This window comes from Loktanella sp. M215, assembly GCF_021735925.1.
GTDB lineage: Bacteria > Pseudomonadota > Alphaproteobacteria > Rhodobacterales > Rhodobacteraceae > Loktanella.
This window is the reverse complement of the sequence record NZ_WMEA01000001.1, coordinates 3756128-3772597: the sequence shown is the minus strand read 5'-3', so window position 1 is coordinate 3772597 and position 16470 is coordinate 3756128. Positions and strand designations below refer to the sequence as shown.

Sequence of the window (16470 nt, the reverse complement as noted above, 5' to 3'; positions counted from 1 at the left end):
TCAGGCCCCGCTGGTCAGAAGCTGCGTGCGCGTGGCTTCGGTCTGGGCCACCGTCTTGGCCGGAATGTGGAAATCGCGGTTCGTGTTGAAGGTATGCGCGATCGCCACTGCGAGGATGCCGATGAAGGCTAGTGCCGCGAGCCACCAGATATACCAGATCAGACCAAACCCGCAGGCGACGGAGAGGGCCGCGATGATCACGCCCGTGCCGGTGTTGCGCGGCATGTGGATCGCCGCGAAATCGGCGGTGGGTCGTTCATAGCCATGGACCTTCATGTCATGCCAGGCGTCGATGTCGTGCACGACCGGCGTGAAGGCAAAGTTGTAGTCCGGCGGCGGCGAGGAGGTCGCCCATTCCAGCGTCCGGCCCTGCCACGGGTCGCCCGTCACGTCGCGGTTCTGGGCGCGGTCGCGGATCGACACGGCGATCTGGATCAGGAAGGCCGCGATGCCGATGGCGATCAGGGCGGCGCCGAAGGCTGCGATCACGAACCAGATCTGCAGGCTGGGATCATCGAAGACCCGTGTGCGGCGCGTGACGCCCATCAGGCCCAGCACGTAAAGCGGCGTGAATGCGAACCAGTAGCCTGCGACCCAGAACCAGAACGAGACCTTGCCCCAGAATTCGTTCAGCATGAAGCCGAAGGCCTTGGGGAACCAGTAATTCATCCCGGCGAAGGCGCCGAAGACCACGCCGCCGATGATCACGTTGTGAAAGTGTGCGATCAGGAACAGTGAGTTGTGCAGCACGAAGTCGGCAGGCGGCACCGCCAGCAAAACACCTGTCATGCCGCCCACCGTAAAGGTCAGCATGAAGGCGACTGTCCACATCATCGGCAGGTCGAACCGGATGCGGCCGTGGTACATCGTGAACAGCCAGTTGAAGAGCTTGGCGCCCGTCGGGATCGAGATGATCATCGTGGTGATCCCGAAGAACGAGTTCACGCTGGCCCCCGATCCCATGGTGAAGAAGTGGTGCAGCCACACGAGGTAGGACAAGATCGTGATCGTCACGGTCGCATAGACCATCGAGGTATAGCCGAACAGCCGCTTGCCCGAGAACGCCGAGGTGATCTCGGAGAAGATGCCGAACATCGGCAGGATCAGGATGTAGACCTCCGGGTGGCCCCAGATCCAGATCAGGTTCACGTACATCATCGGGTTGCCGCCCGCGTCATTCGTGAAGAAGTGGGTGCCAAGGTAGCGGTCCAGCGTCATCAGCGTCAGCACCGCCGTCAACACCGGGAAGGAGGCGACGATCAGCACGTTCGTGCACAGCGCCGTCCAGGTGAAGATCGGCATCTTCATCATGCTCATGCCCGGTGCGCGCATCTTGATGATCGTGACCAGCAGGTTGATGCCCGACAGCGTCGTGCCGACGCCCGCGATCTGCAGGCCCCAGATGTAATAGTCCATGCCGACGCTGGGGCTGCTCTCGATCCCCGACAGGGGCGGCATCGCCAGCCAGCCTGCGGTCGAGAATTCGCCCACGAAGAGCGACATCATGATGATGACGGCACCACCGGCGGTCATCCAGAAGGAAAAGTTGTTCAGGAACGGAAACGACACGTCGCGCGCACCGATCTGCAGTGGCACGATGTAGTTCATCAGGCCGGTGATGAAGGGCATCGCCACGAAGAAGATCATGATGACGCCGTGCGCGGTAAAGATCTGGTCGTAGTGATGGGCGTTCAGATAACCTTCCGACCCACCGAAGGCCATCGCCTGTTGCAGGCGCATCATGATCGCGTCGGAAAAGCCGCGCAGCAGCATGACGATGCCAAGGACCATGTACATGATCCCGATCTTCTTGTGATCGACGGATGTGAACCATTCGGTCCACAAATACCCCCACAGTTTGTAATAGGTCACGGCAGCAACCAGTGCGATCCCGCCCAGCATCACGACAATGAAGGTGCCGATCACGATCGGATCGTAGGGTAGCGAATCCCAGGACAGGCGTCCGAACAGGATGCTGGTTGCGGTGTCTTGCGCTGGCAAAGTCATGGTCAGTCCGTTCAGAGGTTATCTTGGGTAGCGGGGGTGTCGCCGAAGAAGGGCGTCAGGTCGCGTGACAATCCGTGGCCCCGCAAACGGTCGCTCGCGGGCGGCGCAGTGTCAGGGTCGATGGGCGTCGTCGCCGTATCCTCGGACGCGGTCGTGGGGGTGTCGCTGGTGTCGGCGGCGGGCTTCGTCTGGCCTTCCATCGTCATGCCGCCCATGTCGTGCCCGGCGCCGTGGTCCGTCGGTGCGGCGGCGGCGGTGCGCGCGTCCTGCATCATGATCTCGTCCATGCAGGCGGTGCCCGGTGTGACGCACATGTTGACGATGTCGTGGTAAAGCTCATCCGACACGCTGCCGAAATAGGCGGGGGGGACGTTTTCCGTGGGCTCTGTCAGCGTCAGGTATGTTGCCGCGTCCAGCGGTTCGGGGGCGGCCTGTACCTTGGCGATCCAGTCGTCAAAGGTCGCCTCGTCGGTGGCGTGCACCTTGAACCGCATCCCCGAAAACCCGGCACCCGAGTAGTTGGAGGAGAAGCCGTCATAGACGCCTTCGGCATTGATGACACCGTGCAGGGCCGTCTGCATGCCGGGCATGGCATAGATCATGCCGGCCATCGTCGGGATGTAGAAGGCGTTCATCACGCTGTCAGATGTCAGCTTGAAGGCCACGGGCCGATCCACGGGCATCGCGAGTTCGTTCACCGTGGCGATGCCGTATTGCGGATAGATGAACATCCATTTCCAGTCGAGCGCCACGACCTCCACCTCGAGCGGTGTGGTATCCGCACCGATCGCATTCCCGGCAGAGATGCGGTCGAGCGGGCGGTAGGGGTCTAGCAGGTGGGTACCGACCCATGTCAGGCCGCCAAGGCAGATGACGATCAGCAGGGGTGCTGCCCAGATGACCAGCTCCAGCCGTGTCGAATGGCTCCACTCCGGTTCATAGGTCGCGTCGGTGTTCGACGCACGGTAGCGGAATGCGAAAAACGCGATCAACAGCAGCACCGGCACGATGATCAGCAACATCAGATAGGTGGAGTGCACCAGAACGTCGCGTTGCCGGGCGGCCACGTCGCCCGCAGGTGCCAGGACGACCGGCTTGCAAGCCGCGACAAGGGCAATGGAAAGGGTCAATGCTGCAAGACGAAGCCGTTTCAAGGTATTTCCTGTCTGTTGGTCGGTGCGCGTCAGGCTAGCACAGTTTGCCGTCGCGGTGTATCTTGCCAGATAGGGGCCATGCTGCGGATGCGACATTGGACAATTTGTCCAATGCCCGGCACCGCGCAAATGGCGCAAGACAGCCACACTATCCGACCGACACGATCTGACCGAACGGAGCATCCGACCGATGACCAACAGCACATCCACCATTGCGGAACGCGACGCGCGCGCCCTGCACCACGCCGACGTGCCGCTGGAACCCGGCGAGATCTCGATCGGGGTGATCATCGGTCGCACCTCCGAATTTTTCGACTTCTTCGTTTTCGCCATCGCCTCGGTGCTGGTGTTCCCGGCGCTGATCTTTTCGTTCACCGATCCGTTGCACGGCACGGTCTATTCCTTCGGGATCTTTGCGCTGGCCTTCATCGCGCGGCCTTTCGGTACCGTCATCTTTACCCGCATCGACAAGAACTTCGGCCGCAGCGTCAAGCTGACGTCGGCGCTGTTCCTGCTGGGCGTGTCGACCGCGGCGCTGGCCTTCACCCCCAGCTACGATCAGGCGGGCGGCTATGCGATCGCCATTCTGGCCGTCTTGCGGATCGGGCAGGGGCTGGCGCTGGGCGGGGCCTGGGACGGGCTGGCATCATTGCTGGCGATGAACGCACCGCCCAGTCGGCGCGGCTGGTATGCCATGGTGCCGCAACTGGGGGCCGCGTTGGGCATGATCGTGGCGAGCGGGTTGTTCCTGTTCCTGATCACGCGTCTGAGCGCGCATGACTTTCTGGAATTCGGCTGGCGGTATCCGTTCTTCTGCGCCTTCGCGATCAACGTTGTGGCGTTGTTCGCCCGTCTGCGGATCGTGGCGACACCGGAATATGAACGCCAGTTCGCCAACCTCGAACTGAACCCCGTCCGGGTCAGCGAGACCGTCCGCAACGAGGGGCGCAATCTGCTGCTGGGGGCCTTCACACCGCTGGCGAGCTTTGCGCTGTTCCACATGGTGACGGTGTTCCCGCTGTCCTGGGTGTTTCTTTACACAAACGACAGCCCTGCCGATTTCCTCGTGATCGAGATACTGGGCGCCGTCATCGGCTTCTTCGCCATCCTGCTGTCGGGCGTCCTTGCCGACCGGTTCGGGCGGCTGCGCCTGCTGACGGTCTGTGCAGTGGCGATCGGCATCTATGCGCTGTTCGCGCCATCGCTGCTTAGCGGCGGGATCGCGGGCGAGGTCGTCTACATGTTCACGGGCTTTGCCTTGCTGGGTCTGTCCTTTGGCCAGTGTTCCGGCGCCGTCGCCGTGCGGTTTTCCCGCAAGTATCGCTATACGGGATCGTCGCTGACGTCCGACATTGCCTGGCTGTTCGGCGCAGGCTTTGCCCCCGGCGTGGCCCTGCTGCTGTCATCGTCCTTCGGATTGTGGAGCAGCGGCGCCTACCTGTTGTCGGGGGCCGTCTGCACCTTCATCGCACTGTGGGTCACCACGCATCTGGAATACGCGGACTAGACCGCAGCGCTGTCTAGGTGCCGTAGCGGCTGAGGAACATCTCGACCGCCGCTGCTGCGCTTGCGGCGACGCGTGCGGGGTGGGGTGGCGTTTGCATGTGACCAAACAGCCGCTGCCGCCACAGGCCGACGGTGGACAGCTCGATCAGCTGACAGGCGGCGAACGTGGTGTCGTCGATGGCCAGCCTGCCTGCCGCAACTTCCTTGTCGAGGCGCAGCGCCAGGGTGCGCTGCGCCCGCAGCGCACCGCCTTCGTAGAACCGGGTGCCAAGGTCCGGCATCCGTTCCGCGATGCCGATGACCGTGCGTTGCGCCCGGATCACCGTGTCCGAACACAGCACGTGCGCCAGCGCCGTGGCAAAGGCTGTCAACCGGTCGGGCAGGGGCGCGTCGCCGTCCATCTGCGCCTCGACCCCCACGAACAGGCGGTCGCGTTCCTGAGAGACCAGCGTTTCGAACAGGTCTTCCTTGCTGGCGAAATAGACGTAAAGCGTGCTTTTCGACACGCCAGCGGCGCGACAGATGTCGCTGACGCCCGCGCCATCGAACCCCTTGTCCATGAAGATTTGCGCGGCGCCCTTCAGGATCGCCGCGCGCTTTTGCGGATCGGTGCCGGCGGCGTGGCGCCGGGGCGAGGGGGGGGCATGTTCCATCGCCTTCCTATAATCGAACCGAACGGTTCGATGAAGTCTTGATTTGGACTGAGACCTGTCCTACGTCCCGATCGAACCGATCGTTTCGATTCGACTGAAAGGACGTTCCATGGCCCGCCACGATCGCACGATGTCAGCTGCCGCCACGCCGGACGCCCCTGATGCATCCGTCCCCCAGACGACGAAACCCGCGGGCCGCAGCCGCAAGAAGGTCGTGCTGATGATCGTGGCCCTGGCCGTGATCGGCGGGCTGGCCTACGTCGGGCAGGGCTGGTGGACGACCGGTCGTTTCATGGTCGACACGGACGACGCCTATGTCACCGCCGACATCACGATGATTTCCAGTCGGGTGCAGGGCTATGTCGCCGGGGTCGAGGCGGTCGAGAACCAGACCGTCAAGGCGGGCGACGTGCTGGTGCGGCTGGACGACGGCGACTATGCCATCGCACTCGACGTGGCGAAAAGCCGGGTCGAGACCGCCGCCGACACCCTGTCGCGGATCGATGCACAGATTCAGGCGGCAGAGGCCGGTGTGGCGCAGGCGCGGGCGATGCGCGATGTGGCCGGCGCGCAGCTGCGCACCGCCACGACCACGGCAGAGCGGACGCAGAAGCTGAGCCGCGACAACGTGGCGTCGCAGGCCCAACTGGATACCGCGACCGAAGGACTGGACACGGCCACCGCCTCTATCGCGAACGCGGACGCCGCCATCGCCGCGGCACAGGCGCAGGTCGCCGTGCTGCGCGCCCAGCGGGCCGAGGCCGAGGGGACGACGCGCGAATTGCAACTGGCCGTCGATCAGGCTGCGCGCAATCTGGACCTGACCGTCCTGCGCGCCCCCGCCGACGGCACGCTGGCCAACCTGACGCTGGAGGTTGGCGATCTTGTTGCGCCCGGTGCGCGTCTGGCGGCGCTGGTGCCGACGGACACGCTTTACATCAAGGCGAATTTCAAAGAAACGCAGATGCCCGGCATCCATCCGGGTGCTGCGGTCCACATCACCTTCGACGCGCTGCCTGACGTGGAATACGAAGGCACGGTGGACTCGTTTGCCCCGGCCACCGGGTCGGTCTTCAGCCTGCTGCCCGCCGACAACGCGACCGGCAACTTCACCAAGGTCGTGCAGCGCGTGCCCGTCCGCATCGCGATCCCCGCCGATGCGCTCGACACTGGCCTATTGCGCGCGGGCCTGTCTGCCGTGGTCGAGATCGACAGCCGCACTGGCGACGGTGCCGCCGCCGCGGCCAAGTGACATGGACGACGCCCCCGAACTGACGGGACGCCGGATCGCGGCCTTCATGGTCATGGTCGTCGGCATGTTCATGGCGATCCTGGACATCCAGATCGTCAGCGCATCGCTGCCGGACATTCAGGCCGGTCTGGGCGCCAGCCCGGACGAGATCAGCTGGGTCCAGACCGCCTATCTGATCGCAGAGGTCATCATGATCCCGCTGTCTGGCTTCCTCAGCCGGGTCATGTCGACGCGCATCCTGTTCACCTGTGCGGCCGCAGGGTTCACCGCGGCGAGTTTCATGTGCGCCACCTCCGGCTCGATCTCGGAAATGATCCTTTGGCGGGCATTGCAAGGGTTCTTGGGCGGCGGCATGATCCCGTCGGTCTTTGCCGCGGCCTTCACGATCTTTCCGCCGTCCAAGCGCAACATCGTCTCGCCAATCATCGGCCTGATCGCGACGCTGGCGCCGACCGTCGGCCCGACCGTCGGCGGCTACCTCAGCCATGCGCTGTCGTGGCACTGGCTGTTCCTCGTCAACGTCATCCCCGGCATCGCCGTGGCCATCGGCGCATGGACCCTGATCGACTTCGACCGCCCGAACTGGAAGCTCTTCAATCGCTTCGACTGGTGGGGGCTTGCGGCGCTGGCCGGGTTCCTCGGCGGGCTGGAATACGTGCTGGAGGAAGGCCCCGCCAATGACTGGCTGCAGGACGAGGCGGTTGCCGTGCTGGCCGTCATCATGGTCATTGGTGGCATCGTCACCTTCTGGCGCGCCTTCACGCGGGAGGAGCCGATCGTCGATTTCTCGGCGTTTCGCGACGTGAACTTTGCCGTGGGGTCCATGTTTAGCTTCACGATGGGCATCGGGCTTTATGGTCTGACGTATCTCTACCCGCTCTACCTCGCCTCGATCCGCGGTTACGACAGCCTGATGATCGGGGAAACGGTCTTCATCTCGGGCCTTGCGATGTTCTTCAGCGCGCCGCTGGCGGGGATATTGGCGTCGAAACTGGACCTGCGGCTGATGCTGCTGATCGGCTTCGTGGGCTTTGCGACCTCCACCTGGATGCTGACGGGTCTGACCGCCGACTGGGACTTTCAGGAACTGATGCTGCCGCAGATCCTGCGCGGTCTGTCACTGATGCTGTGCATGGTGCCGATCAACAACCTCGCCCTCGGCACCCTGCCGCCGGAAAAGATGAAGGGCGCGTCGGGCCTTTACAACCTGATGCGCAACCTCGGGGGCGCCGTGGGCCTCGCGGTCATCAACACCCTGCTCACCGACCGCCGCACCCTGCACTATGAACGCCTGTCAGAGGCGATCACCTGGACCAATCAGGAGGCGCTGCGCCAGCTTGACATGATGGCGCAGAACCTGACGGCGCGGGGGTTGGACGGGGCGACCGGTGCGCTGGCGCAGATGGCCGGGCGCCTGCGCGGGCAGGCGGCGGTGATGTCGTTCATCGACGTCTTCGTGCTGATCACGGTGCTCTTCGGCGGTCTGGCCCTCGCGGCGCTTTTGATGCGCACACCGCCCAAGGACAAGTCTGTCGCGGCGCATTAGGGCGCGACGGCGGGCTGTTTGATCTGGATCAGTGCGGGCGGGATCGGGGCGATTATCCTGCGATGACAGGGTGCGTGAAACGTCAGCCGCAAGACAGGCCGCTTGCAATTCGCCTGCATCGCGCGCCTGACTGAAGCAGCGTCGCAGGGGCGCAGCCGGATCGGGACGATGAACATGACGGAGGCCTACCAGATGACACGCGCGCGGATCAGCCCGCGCGGCAGGGCTGCGGCCCGTTCCGGGGGGCGCATCTGATGGCGCGCGCATCGACCGCCCGTGCGGACACGGACACCGACGATCCCTATGCCGCACTGGGGCTGACCAAGACCGCGACAGAGGCGCAGATCAAGCAGGCCTATCGCAAGCTGGTCCGCACCTCTCATCCCGACATCAACCCCGATGACCCGCAGGCGGAGGCGCGGTTCAAGCGCATCACCAGCGCCCACGACCTGCTGAAGGATCCCGCCACCCGCGCCCGCTTCGATGCGGGAGAGATCGACGCCTCGGGTCAGGACAAGCCGCAGCGCCGTTATTACCGTGACCATGCGGGTGCCGCAGGGCAGCCGGGCGCGCAGCAGAGTGGGTTTGGAGGACAAGGTTTTGGCGGGCAGGGCGGTTTTGGCGGCATGGGGGCAGAGGACATCTTTGCCGACATCCTGCGCCAGCGCGGGGCAGGGCGGTCGCAGGGCTTTGCGGCCCGCGGGCCGGATCAGGGCTATGCGCTGACCGTGCCGTTCCTTGACGCCGTGCGCGGGGCGACCACGCGCATCACCCTGCCCGGCGAGGGCGATCTGGCGATCACCATTCCGCCGGGGCTGCGCGACGGCCAGACGCTGCGGCTGCGGGGCAAGGGCGGTGCAGGCTTTGGCGGCGGTCCGCGCGGCGACGCGCAGGTGACGGTGAGCGTCGCACCGCATCCGGTGTTCCAGCGCGATGGCAATACCATCAAGGTCACGCTGCCGATCACGCTGGACGAGGCGGTGCTGGGCGCCAAGGTGCAGGTGCCGACGGTGACGGGTGATGTCACGCTGACGATCCCGAAAGGGTCGAGCAGCGGCAAGATCCTGCGGCTGCGCGGGCGCGGTGTGCCGGGACCGGACGGCGCGGGCGATCAGCTGGTAGAGTTGCGGATCGTGGTGCCGAAAGCCGACGACCCGGAGCTTGCGGCGTTCCTGACCGCATGGCGCAGCGCCCATCACGACGACCCGCGCGCGACAATGATGAAGGGGGTGCCACGATGACGCGGACCTATACCTTTGCACAGACGCTCGTGCAGATCTCGGGTCTGACGCGCGCGCAACTGGATGCGCTGATCGCCGCAGAGGCGGTCGTGCCGAAAGCCACCGATGCGGGTCCTGCCTTTGACGAGGCGGATCTGGCGCGGCTGGACCTGCTCTGCGGCTTCTCCGAGGTTTACCGGATGGAGGCTGATGCGCTGGCGCTGGTGATCTCGGTCATCGACCAGATGCACGCGGCGCGCCTGCAGCGGCAGGCGCTGCTGACGGCGATCAGGGCACAGCCCGCCCCCGTCCGCGAGGCGATTGCCGCGACCTTGGGCGATTTGCTCTAGCGCCGCCCCGCCGGGCGGCGCTTCGTGGTGCCTCAGCCGCCGGCGGGCGGGGCGATCGCGGCGTCGAAATCGGGCGCGGTGATCCCGGGCAGCAGGTTCAGGAACGCGACCAGCGCCCAGACCTGTTCATCGGTCTGCGTTGGGCCAAAGGCGGGCATGCCAGTCATCTTGATGCCGTGCTTGATGAACTGGAAATTTTCCTGCGCATCGGGTTCACGGTCTGCCCGGTAAAGGTCGGGCGGCGTCGGGTTCAGACCCTGCGCGATGGGCGTCTTTTCGACCCCCGGACGGCCGTGACAGACCGCGCAGTTCGCGACGAAGATCTGACCGCCCGTGGCGATGGTGGCCGGCAGTTCCAGTGCGGCGGGCACGACGTTCGCGCCCAGACGGGCCGCGACCGAGTGTTCCATCGTCTGGTGGGTCGCCCAGTAGACCAGCTTAGAATCCGGCGTCGTGGCCGACACGTCATAAAGGCCGGAATTGACGAAGGCATAGGTGCCAACGCCCCCCAGCACGGCGGCGACGGCCAGCGTGCCCGCAATGATGAGGGGGGTGTTCGGGGGAGAGGTCATGGTGTGTCTCGCTTTGTGCGCTGCGGCAAGTGGCGGACCGGAATGGTCGCCAGACGCCGCATCATGCGCCAGCGGGGCAGACTGCAGACTGATCCAGATTGGCCCCCGACACATGACCGTCACCGGACAGGCGAACGGCGCGACCCCCGGGGGGCCGCGCCGCGCCTGACCTGCGAGGCGGGATCACATCGCAGGCAGGATCGCCATGTCGCGGATCGTGCCGTCCACACCCTCGATCATGCCGGCTGTGGTGGCAACGCCGGTTTCCAGATCGACGGAATACAGCGTCGTGCCGTTGATCAGCCAGCCCATGTTCTCCAGCGCCTCGGTCGTCTGGATGTCGAAGGCGAAGTTGGCTTCAGGTGCGTCGATGCCCAGCTTGCCGATCGCACCCAACGTGCCGTCGTTGGGCGAGACCTGCTGGATCACCGCGACGATGGTGCTGTCGATGTCGAACATCGCCGTGCTCTCGGGCTTGCCGAAGCTGTTGATATAGGCCGCGGCGGCGATGGCGGGGGTTTCGCCGACGTGCATGTCATCGTCCTGCCAGTCGAGGCTGCCATCCACGGTCACGGCACCGGTGTCCACGTCGACGCGGTGGTTGGTCGTGCCGGTCATGAACCGCAGCTTGTCGGCCATCGGGTTGAAATCGACGATGACGGGCTGGTCGCCGACGGACAGGGGCGTGTCCATCGTTGACATCTCGGTCGCGGCACCGGTGGCGGGGTCGATGCTGACGACGACCATGTCGGGCGTCACGCCGACCAGAGTGTTGTTGGACGGGCGCAAGTCAAAGCCCAGCAGGCTGTCGACGCCGGTCACATCCATCGTGCCCGAGACGGCCAGCGTCTCGGTGTCGAACATCACGAGGGTCTTGTCACCGACGAGGCCCACGGCGGGTGCCGCATGGGCGGCCGACAGGGACAGGGTCAGGGCCGTGGTCGAGAAAGCTGCGATACGAAACATGGGGTCATTCCTTTGTCAGGGTCTGCAAAAGCACGGCGTTCGTCGCCGTCCATGTCCCGAAGACACGGGGGACGCGAAATCGGATGCAGGAAAATCGAAAAAATTTGCATCCGGTGGGCCGGCGGCGGTGTCTTCTCTTTTGAAAGGGGCCGGATTGATGCATCAACAGATGGGACAGACGATCCGTGCCGCAGCCTGTGCCCCGGCGGCGTGGCAGATCCAGACGCGAGAGGACGGCCCCTTGACCGACGACAGTGCGACGGACCGTGCCGCCCGTTTGAAAGCGGCGTTGACCGCCTGTGCCGCAGGGGACCAGACAGGCGTGGATACGATCCTTTCGGTCGAAGGTCCGCAACTGCTGGGTCTTGCAAACCGTATCCTCGGCCGTCGCGATCTGGCGGAAGAGGCGCTGCAGGACGCGATGGTGCAGGTCTGGCGCAAGGCCGCACAATTCGACGCCTTATCCGGGTCGGCGCGCGGCTGGATCTATGCCATTCTGCGCAACCGGTGTCTGAACATCCTGCGCGACCGCAAACGCCTGTCGATCCTCGATCCCGGCGACCTTGCCACCCTGCAGGAGGGCCGCCAGCGCATCGTCCCCGAGGAGGGATGGGAAATCCTGGCCGGACCCAGCCGGATCCGCGACTGCCTGCACGGTCTGGACCAGCCCAGCCGCCACGCCATCCTGCTGGCCCATGTCGCAGGCTTTACCCACGCCGAAATCGCGGATCGTCAGGACGTGCCGCTTGGCACGATCAAGTCGCTGATCCGGCGCGGCCTGCACGCATTGAAGGAGTGTCTGACATGACCCGCCTGTCCGACGAGATCATCGCCCTGTCCGACGATTACGTCCTCGGCCTGCTGACGCCCGCCGAGGCGGAGCTGATGGAGGCGATCATCGCGCGTGATACAGCGCTTGCCCAAAGGGTGGGGGCCCTGCGCGACCAATTGCTGCCGCTGGACCTGTCGGCGGATCCCGTGACCTTGCCAGACGGGTTCACGGCAAAAGTGCTGCGGAAATTGCCGACGCAGGATCTGGAAGAAGCGCCGTCATCCGGCGCCGCAGCCGTTGTGGCGGCCAACGCGCCGGGCGCACCGGGGCGCAGGGCCTTGGGTCTGATCGCGGCGGTCGTCGCGGGTCTGGCGCTTGGGATCGGATTTACAGGGATGCGCCCGCTGCCTGCCCCCACCGTCGTCGCGGTGCTGGTGGACGCGGACGGCGTGCCGCAGGCGGTGATCGACGACTACGGCAATGACACGGCGACGGTCCGCTTCGTGGCCGACATCGCCGTGCCTGCGGATCGGACGCTGCAGGTCTGGACGCTGCCGTCGCAGGACATGGGACCGACATCGCTCGGTACGCTGGACCGGACCGCACCGACGCTGCTCAACTTCACCGATCTGCCCGATCCCGGTGCGCAACAGCTTTACGAGGTTACGCTGGAACCTCTGGGGGGTTCGCCCACCGGGCGGCCGACGGGGCCGATCATCGGCAAGGGCTTCGCCGCTCCGCAGGTCTGAACCGGCTGGCTTGGTCGCGGAACCCGTAACGGAGTTGCAGGGAGTTGACCGCGCGGTCAGCCCCCTGCCGTTGCTCAACGCCCGATGGCGTAGGCTTGCATCAGGCGCGGTGTCGCTGCCGCCCGCATCAGGCCGGAGGCATCGCGGCTGGCGGCGGTCAGGCGACCCACGCTCCAGGGTTCGGCAACCTGTACCCGGTGACCGCGGCCCCGCAGATCGGCGATGACCTCCTCGCCAAAGGACGGTTCCACCATCAGGTGACCGGGATCGGTGGCGCGGGGATAGAACGACCCCTGAAAATGGGCGGTATGGAACAGCGGCGCGTCGATGGCGGCCTGCAGGTTCGTCATGCCATGGACGTGGCGCAAAAAGAACATCAGCTGCCACTGGTCCTGCTGGTCGCCGCCGGGTGTGCCGAAGGCCAGGCTGGCACGACCGTTGCGACCCGCGATGGACGGCGACAGTGTCGTGCGCGGACGACGACCCGGCGCCAGCGATGTGGGCAATCCTTCGGTCAGCCAGAACATCTGGGCGCGGCTGTTCAGCGGCATCCCCAGCCCCGGCACGACCGGAGAGCTTTGCAGCCAGCCCCCCGACGGTGTGGCCGAGACCATGTTGCCCCAGCGGTCGATCACGTCGATGTGGACCGTGTCGCCGCGCTTCTCGCTCAGGTGCGCCATCGTGGGTTCACCGGCGCCGACGCCGGTCTCGACGACCTCGGCACTGGCGCGCTTCAGGGCCTCGCGGACCCACAGGTCGTGGCCGACGATCTCGCCCGGGCGCTGCTCCAAAGAGGCCTTGTCGCCGATCATCGCGCGGCGGATTGCGGCATAGTCCTTTGACAGAAGGGTGTCGGTCGGGATGTCCGTGTGGGCCGGGTCGCCGTAATAGGCTTCGCGGTCGGCAAAGGACAGCTTCATCGCCTCTGTCACCCAATGGACGAAATCCGCGCCATTGAGGTCCATGTCGCCAATCCCGGACCCTTCGAGGGTCCGCAGGGATTGCAGCATCGTCGGCGATTGCGCCCACATGCCGGGCTTCCACACGGTCCAGCCTTCATAGTCGACCGAGAGCGGTTCTTCGTAAGTCGCTTCCCATCCTGCCATGTCAGCCCCGGACAGCACGCCCTTGCGGCGCCCCCCGGCGGCGTCCATCACGCAGGCATCGCGCATCCAGTCGTCGATGGTCTCGGCGACGAATCCCTTGGAAAACGCCCGCCGCGCGGCCTCGATCTGTGCGTCGTGGCCTCTGGCGCTTTCGGCCTCGGTCAGGATGCGGTCCCAAGTATCTGCGAGGGCGGGGTTGCGGAACAGGCTTTCGGGCGCGGGGGCGCTGCCGCCGGGCAGCCAAGTGTCATAGGACGTCGGCCATTCGTCACGGAAGAAATCGCCAAGGCCCTCAATCGTGGCCGACACGCGGGCCAGCACCGGGTGACCATGGCGGGCGTAGTGAATCGCGGGCTCCAGAATGTCGCGCAGGGGCAGTTTGCCGTGGTCGCGCAGCATCAGCATCCAGGCGTCGAACACGCCCGGGATGACCGTCGCCAGCAGGCCTGATCCGGGGATCAGGTCGAGGCCTTCGGCCTTGTAGTGCGCGATGGTGGCACCCGCCGGTGCGGTGCCCTGACCGCAGACGACGCGGGGGGTGTCCTCTCCGGCCACCTGAATCAGGGCGGGCATGTCGCCCAGCGGCCCGCAAAGGTGGGGTTCCACCACGTTCAGCACGAAGTTCATCGCGGCAGCGGCATCAAAGGCCGTGCCGCCCTTTTCAAGGATGCTCATGCCGACGGCAGAGGCGATCCAGTGGGTCGAGGTCGCGACACCGAAGGTGCCCAGAATTTCGGGCCGGGTGGTGAATTGCATCGTAAAAGTCCTGTTCAGTTGTCGCGGGGGTCGAGGGCGTCGCGCAGACCGTCGCCCAGAAGATTGAAGCCAAGCACCACGAGGAAGATCGCGATGCCGGGGTAGAGCGCCAGCCACGGCGCCTGTTCGAGGAACTGCTTGGCGGTGTTCAGCATCGACCCCCACGACGGCGAGGGCGGTTGCTGCCCAAGGCCGAGGAAGGACAGTGACGCCTCTGCGATGATCGCGGTGGCGATGGTCAGGGTCGCCTGCACCAGCAGGGGGGGTACGATATTGGGCAGAATGTAGCGGGCGATGATGTCGCGGTGGGTCAGGCCGATGGCCTGCGCCCCTTCGACGTAATCCTCGGTCAGGACCTGCATGGTCTGCGCGCGGGCAAGGCGGATGAAGATCGGCACGGCCGAGATGCCGATGGCGATCATGGCGTTGGTCAGCGACGGGCCGAGGAAGGCCGCCATGGCGATGGCGAGGATCAGGAAAGGGGCGGCCAGCAGCGCCTCTGTCACGCGGGAAATCGCGGCGTCGGTCCAGCCGCGCGCATATCCCGCGGCGACGCCCAGCGGCACACCGATCACCAGCGCGATGGTCACGGATACGACGCCTGCCATCAGGGACGCCTGCGCGCCCCAGATCATGCGGGACAGCACATCGCGCCCGATCTCATCGGTGCCGAACCAGTGGGCAGCCGACGGCGCCTTGCGCACGGCGCCAAAGTCGGTGACGGCGGGGCCGGGGATCGGCAGCACCGGGGCGAGGATCGCCACGATGAAGAAGAACGCCACGATCCCACCGCCCAGCAAGGCGGCGGGGTTCTTTTTCAGTTTGCTCCAGAAGCGGCTTTGCTTGGGCGGCAGGACTTCGGTGACCTCCTGCCGGGACGGAGCGGTGTCGAGGGTGACGGGATTGCTCATTGCTCTGACATCTTCGGGTTCAGGACACGGTAGAGCGCGTCGGAGAGAATGTTCATCGCGATGAAGGCGATGGCGGTGCAAAGCACGATGCCTTGGACCACGGCGTAATCACGGTTGAAGACCGCATCGACGACCAGCTTGCCAAAGCCGGGGATGGTAAAAATCTGCTCGGTCAGGACAGCGCCCGCCAGCAATTCACCGAACAGCAGCGTGACGACGGTGACGACCGGCACCAGCGCATTGCGCAGCGCGTGTTTCACGACAACGGCACGCTCACCCAGTCCCTTGGCCCGGGCGGTGCGCACGTAATCCGATTGCAGCACGCCCAGCATCGCTGACCGCGTATGCCGCATCAGTGTGGCGGCAAGGCCCGTGCCCAGCACGAAGGCGGGCATCATCATGGTTTTCAGCGATTGCAGCGGATCGTCGGTGAAGGGTTGATAGCCTGACGCCGGCAGCCAGCCGAGGTTCACGCTGACCAGCAGGATCATCATGATGCCCAGCCAGAAATTCGGGATCGATAGGCCCGAAAGCGCCACGACGTTGGCGACCCAGTCGATCCAAGTCCCTTTTTTATAAGCCGACAGGATGCCCGCCGGGATGCCGATCACGACGGCAAAGAACAGCGCCATCAGCGCAAGCTGGATCGTCACCGGCAGCTTTTGCGCGATCAGGGTCGTGACGTTCTGGTTGGTGCGCAGGGAAATTCCCAGATCGCCCTGCAGCGCGTTCCAGACCCAGTTGAAATACTGGACATAGACCGGATCGTTCAGATGATACTTGGCCCGCAGGAATTCCAGCATCTCGGGATTGCGGTCCTCGCCAGCCAGTGCCAGCACCGGATCGCCGGGCAGCAGTTTCTGCAGCATGAACACGAAGACCGAGATCAGCAGGATCGTCGGGATCGCGATCAGAAGGCGGTGGCCGATGAAGCGGAGCATGGGGGAACC

16 protein-coding genes are annotated in these 16470 nt (G+C 65.2%); 8 read left to right on the top strand and 8 right to left on the bottom strand.

The features are described 5' to 3' along the window. Together cyoB and cyoA are read right to left on the bottom strand one after the other, a co-directional pair. On the bottom strand, window positions 1-2007 hold the full coding sequence (gene cyoB / locus GLR48_RS18520) for a cytochrome o ubiquinol oxidase subunit I (protein ID WP_237063710.1): 2007 nt from the start codon (window positions 2005-2007) through the stop codon (window positions 1-3). 11 nt (window positions 2008-2018) lie between these two features. Continuing rightward, window positions 2019-3161, bottom strand: a complete 1143-nt coding sequence (gene cyoA / locus GLR48_RS18515) for a ubiquinol oxidase subunit II (protein WP_237063708.1) — start codon at window positions 3159-3161, stop codon at window positions 2019-2021. A 190-nt stretch (window positions 3162-3351) separates the two neighbouring features. Here cyoA and GLR48_RS18510 point away from each other — a divergent pair, with 190 nt between their 5' ends. Further along, a complete protein-coding gene (locus GLR48_RS18510) occupies window positions 3352-4668 on the top strand; it encodes an MFS transporter (RefSeq protein ID WP_237063706.1) in 1317 nt (438 codons plus the stop codon). 13 nt (window positions 4669-4681) lie between these two features. On the opposite strand, the gene GLR48_RS18505 is transcribed toward GLR48_RS18510, so the two are convergent. Beyond that, entirely contained in the window at window positions 4682-5320 is a 639-nt protein-coding gene (locus GLR48_RS18505; RefSeq protein ID WP_237063703.1) for a TetR/AcrR family transcriptional regulator, read from the bottom strand. Between the two features lie 109 nt (window positions 5321-5429). Here GLR48_RS18505 and GLR48_RS18500 point away from each other — a divergent pair, with 109 nt between their 5' ends. The 5 genes from GLR48_RS18500 (at window position 5430) to GLR48_RS18480 (ending at window position 9688) form a co-directional block, all read left to right on the top strand. Beyond that, a complete protein-coding gene (locus GLR48_RS18500) occupies window positions 5430-6572 on the top strand; it encodes an HlyD family secretion protein (protein WP_237063701.1) in 1143 nt (380 codons plus the stop codon). A 1-nt stretch (window position 6573) separates the two neighbouring features. After that, window positions 6574-8118, top strand: a complete 1545-nt coding sequence (locus GLR48_RS18495; protein WP_237063699.1) for a DHA2 family efflux MFS transporter permease subunit — start codon at window positions 6574-6576, stop codon at window positions 8116-8118. Window positions 8119-8220: 102 nt separating this feature from the next. Beyond that, window positions 8221-8373, top strand: a complete 153-nt coding sequence (locus tag GLR48_RS18490; protein ID WP_237063686.1) for a hypothetical protein — start codon at window positions 8221-8223, stop codon at window positions 8371-8373. Beyond that, entirely contained in the window at window positions 8373-9359 is a 987-nt protein-coding gene (locus GLR48_RS18485; RefSeq protein ID WP_237063684.1) for a DnaJ C-terminal domain-containing protein, read from the top strand. The genes GLR48_RS18490 and GLR48_RS18485 overlap by 1 nt, the downstream gene beginning before the upstream one ends. Then, on the top strand, window positions 9356-9688 hold the full coding sequence (locus tag GLR48_RS18480; RefSeq protein ID WP_237063682.1) for a hypothetical protein: 333 nt from the start codon (window positions 9356-9358) through the stop codon (window positions 9686-9688). The genes GLR48_RS18485 and GLR48_RS18480 overlap by 4 nt, the downstream gene beginning before the upstream one ends. 32 nt (window positions 9689-9720) lie before the next feature. Here GLR48_RS18480 and GLR48_RS18475 read toward each other — a convergent pair whose 3' ends face one another. Continuing rightward, complete coding sequence (locus GLR48_RS18475) at window positions 9721-10260, bottom strand: c-type cytochrome (RefSeq protein WP_237063680.1); 540 nt, start codon at window positions 10258-10260, stop codon at window positions 9721-9723. A 183-nt stretch (window positions 10261-10443) separates the two neighbouring features. Further along, window positions 10444-11226, bottom strand: coding sequence for a DUF4394 domain-containing protein (locus tag GLR48_RS18470; protein WP_237063672.1), 783 nt, complete (start codon window positions 11224-11226; stop codon window positions 10444-10446). Window positions 11227-11383: 157 nt separating this feature from the next. Here GLR48_RS18470 and GLR48_RS18465 point away from each other — a divergent pair, with 157 nt between their 5' ends. Both GLR48_RS18465 and GLR48_RS18460 read left to right on the top strand, forming a co-directional pair. Continuing rightward, window positions 11384-12034 (top strand): sigma-70 family RNA polymerase sigma factor, encoded by a 651-nt coding sequence (locus tag GLR48_RS18465; protein ID WP_237064598.1) that lies wholly within the window; start codon window positions 11384-11386, stop codon window positions 12032-12034. Then, window positions 12031-12747, top strand: a complete 717-nt coding sequence (locus GLR48_RS18460) for an anti-sigma factor (protein ID WP_237063670.1) — start codon at window positions 12031-12033, stop codon at window positions 12745-12747. Before GLR48_RS18465 ends, GLR48_RS18460 begins: the two co-directional genes overlap by 4 nt. A gap of 74 nt (window positions 12748-12821) precedes the next feature. Here GLR48_RS18460 and GLR48_RS18455 read toward each other — a convergent pair whose 3' ends face one another. From GLR48_RS18455 to GLR48_RS18445, 3 genes are read right to left on the bottom strand one after another with little or no spacing between them, the layout of a single operon-like run. Then, window positions 12822-14609, bottom strand: a complete 1788-nt coding sequence (locus GLR48_RS18455; protein ID WP_237063660.1) for a gamma-glutamyltransferase family protein — start codon at window positions 14607-14609, stop codon at window positions 12822-12824. A 14-nt stretch (window positions 14610-14623) separates the two neighbouring features. Beyond that, the gene (locus GLR48_RS18450) at window positions 14624-15520 is read right to left on the bottom strand and encodes an ABC transporter permease (protein ID WP_237063658.1); all 897 of its coding nucleotides are present in this window, start codon (window positions 15518-15520) and stop codon (window positions 14624-14626) included. Continuing rightward, window positions 15517-16461, bottom strand: a complete 945-nt coding sequence (locus GLR48_RS18445; protein ID WP_237063656.1) for an ABC transporter permease — start codon at window positions 16459-16461, stop codon at window positions 15517-15519. The genes GLR48_RS18450 and GLR48_RS18445 overlap by 4 nt, the downstream gene beginning before the upstream one ends. Window positions 16462-16470: the final 9 nt, after the last annotated feature.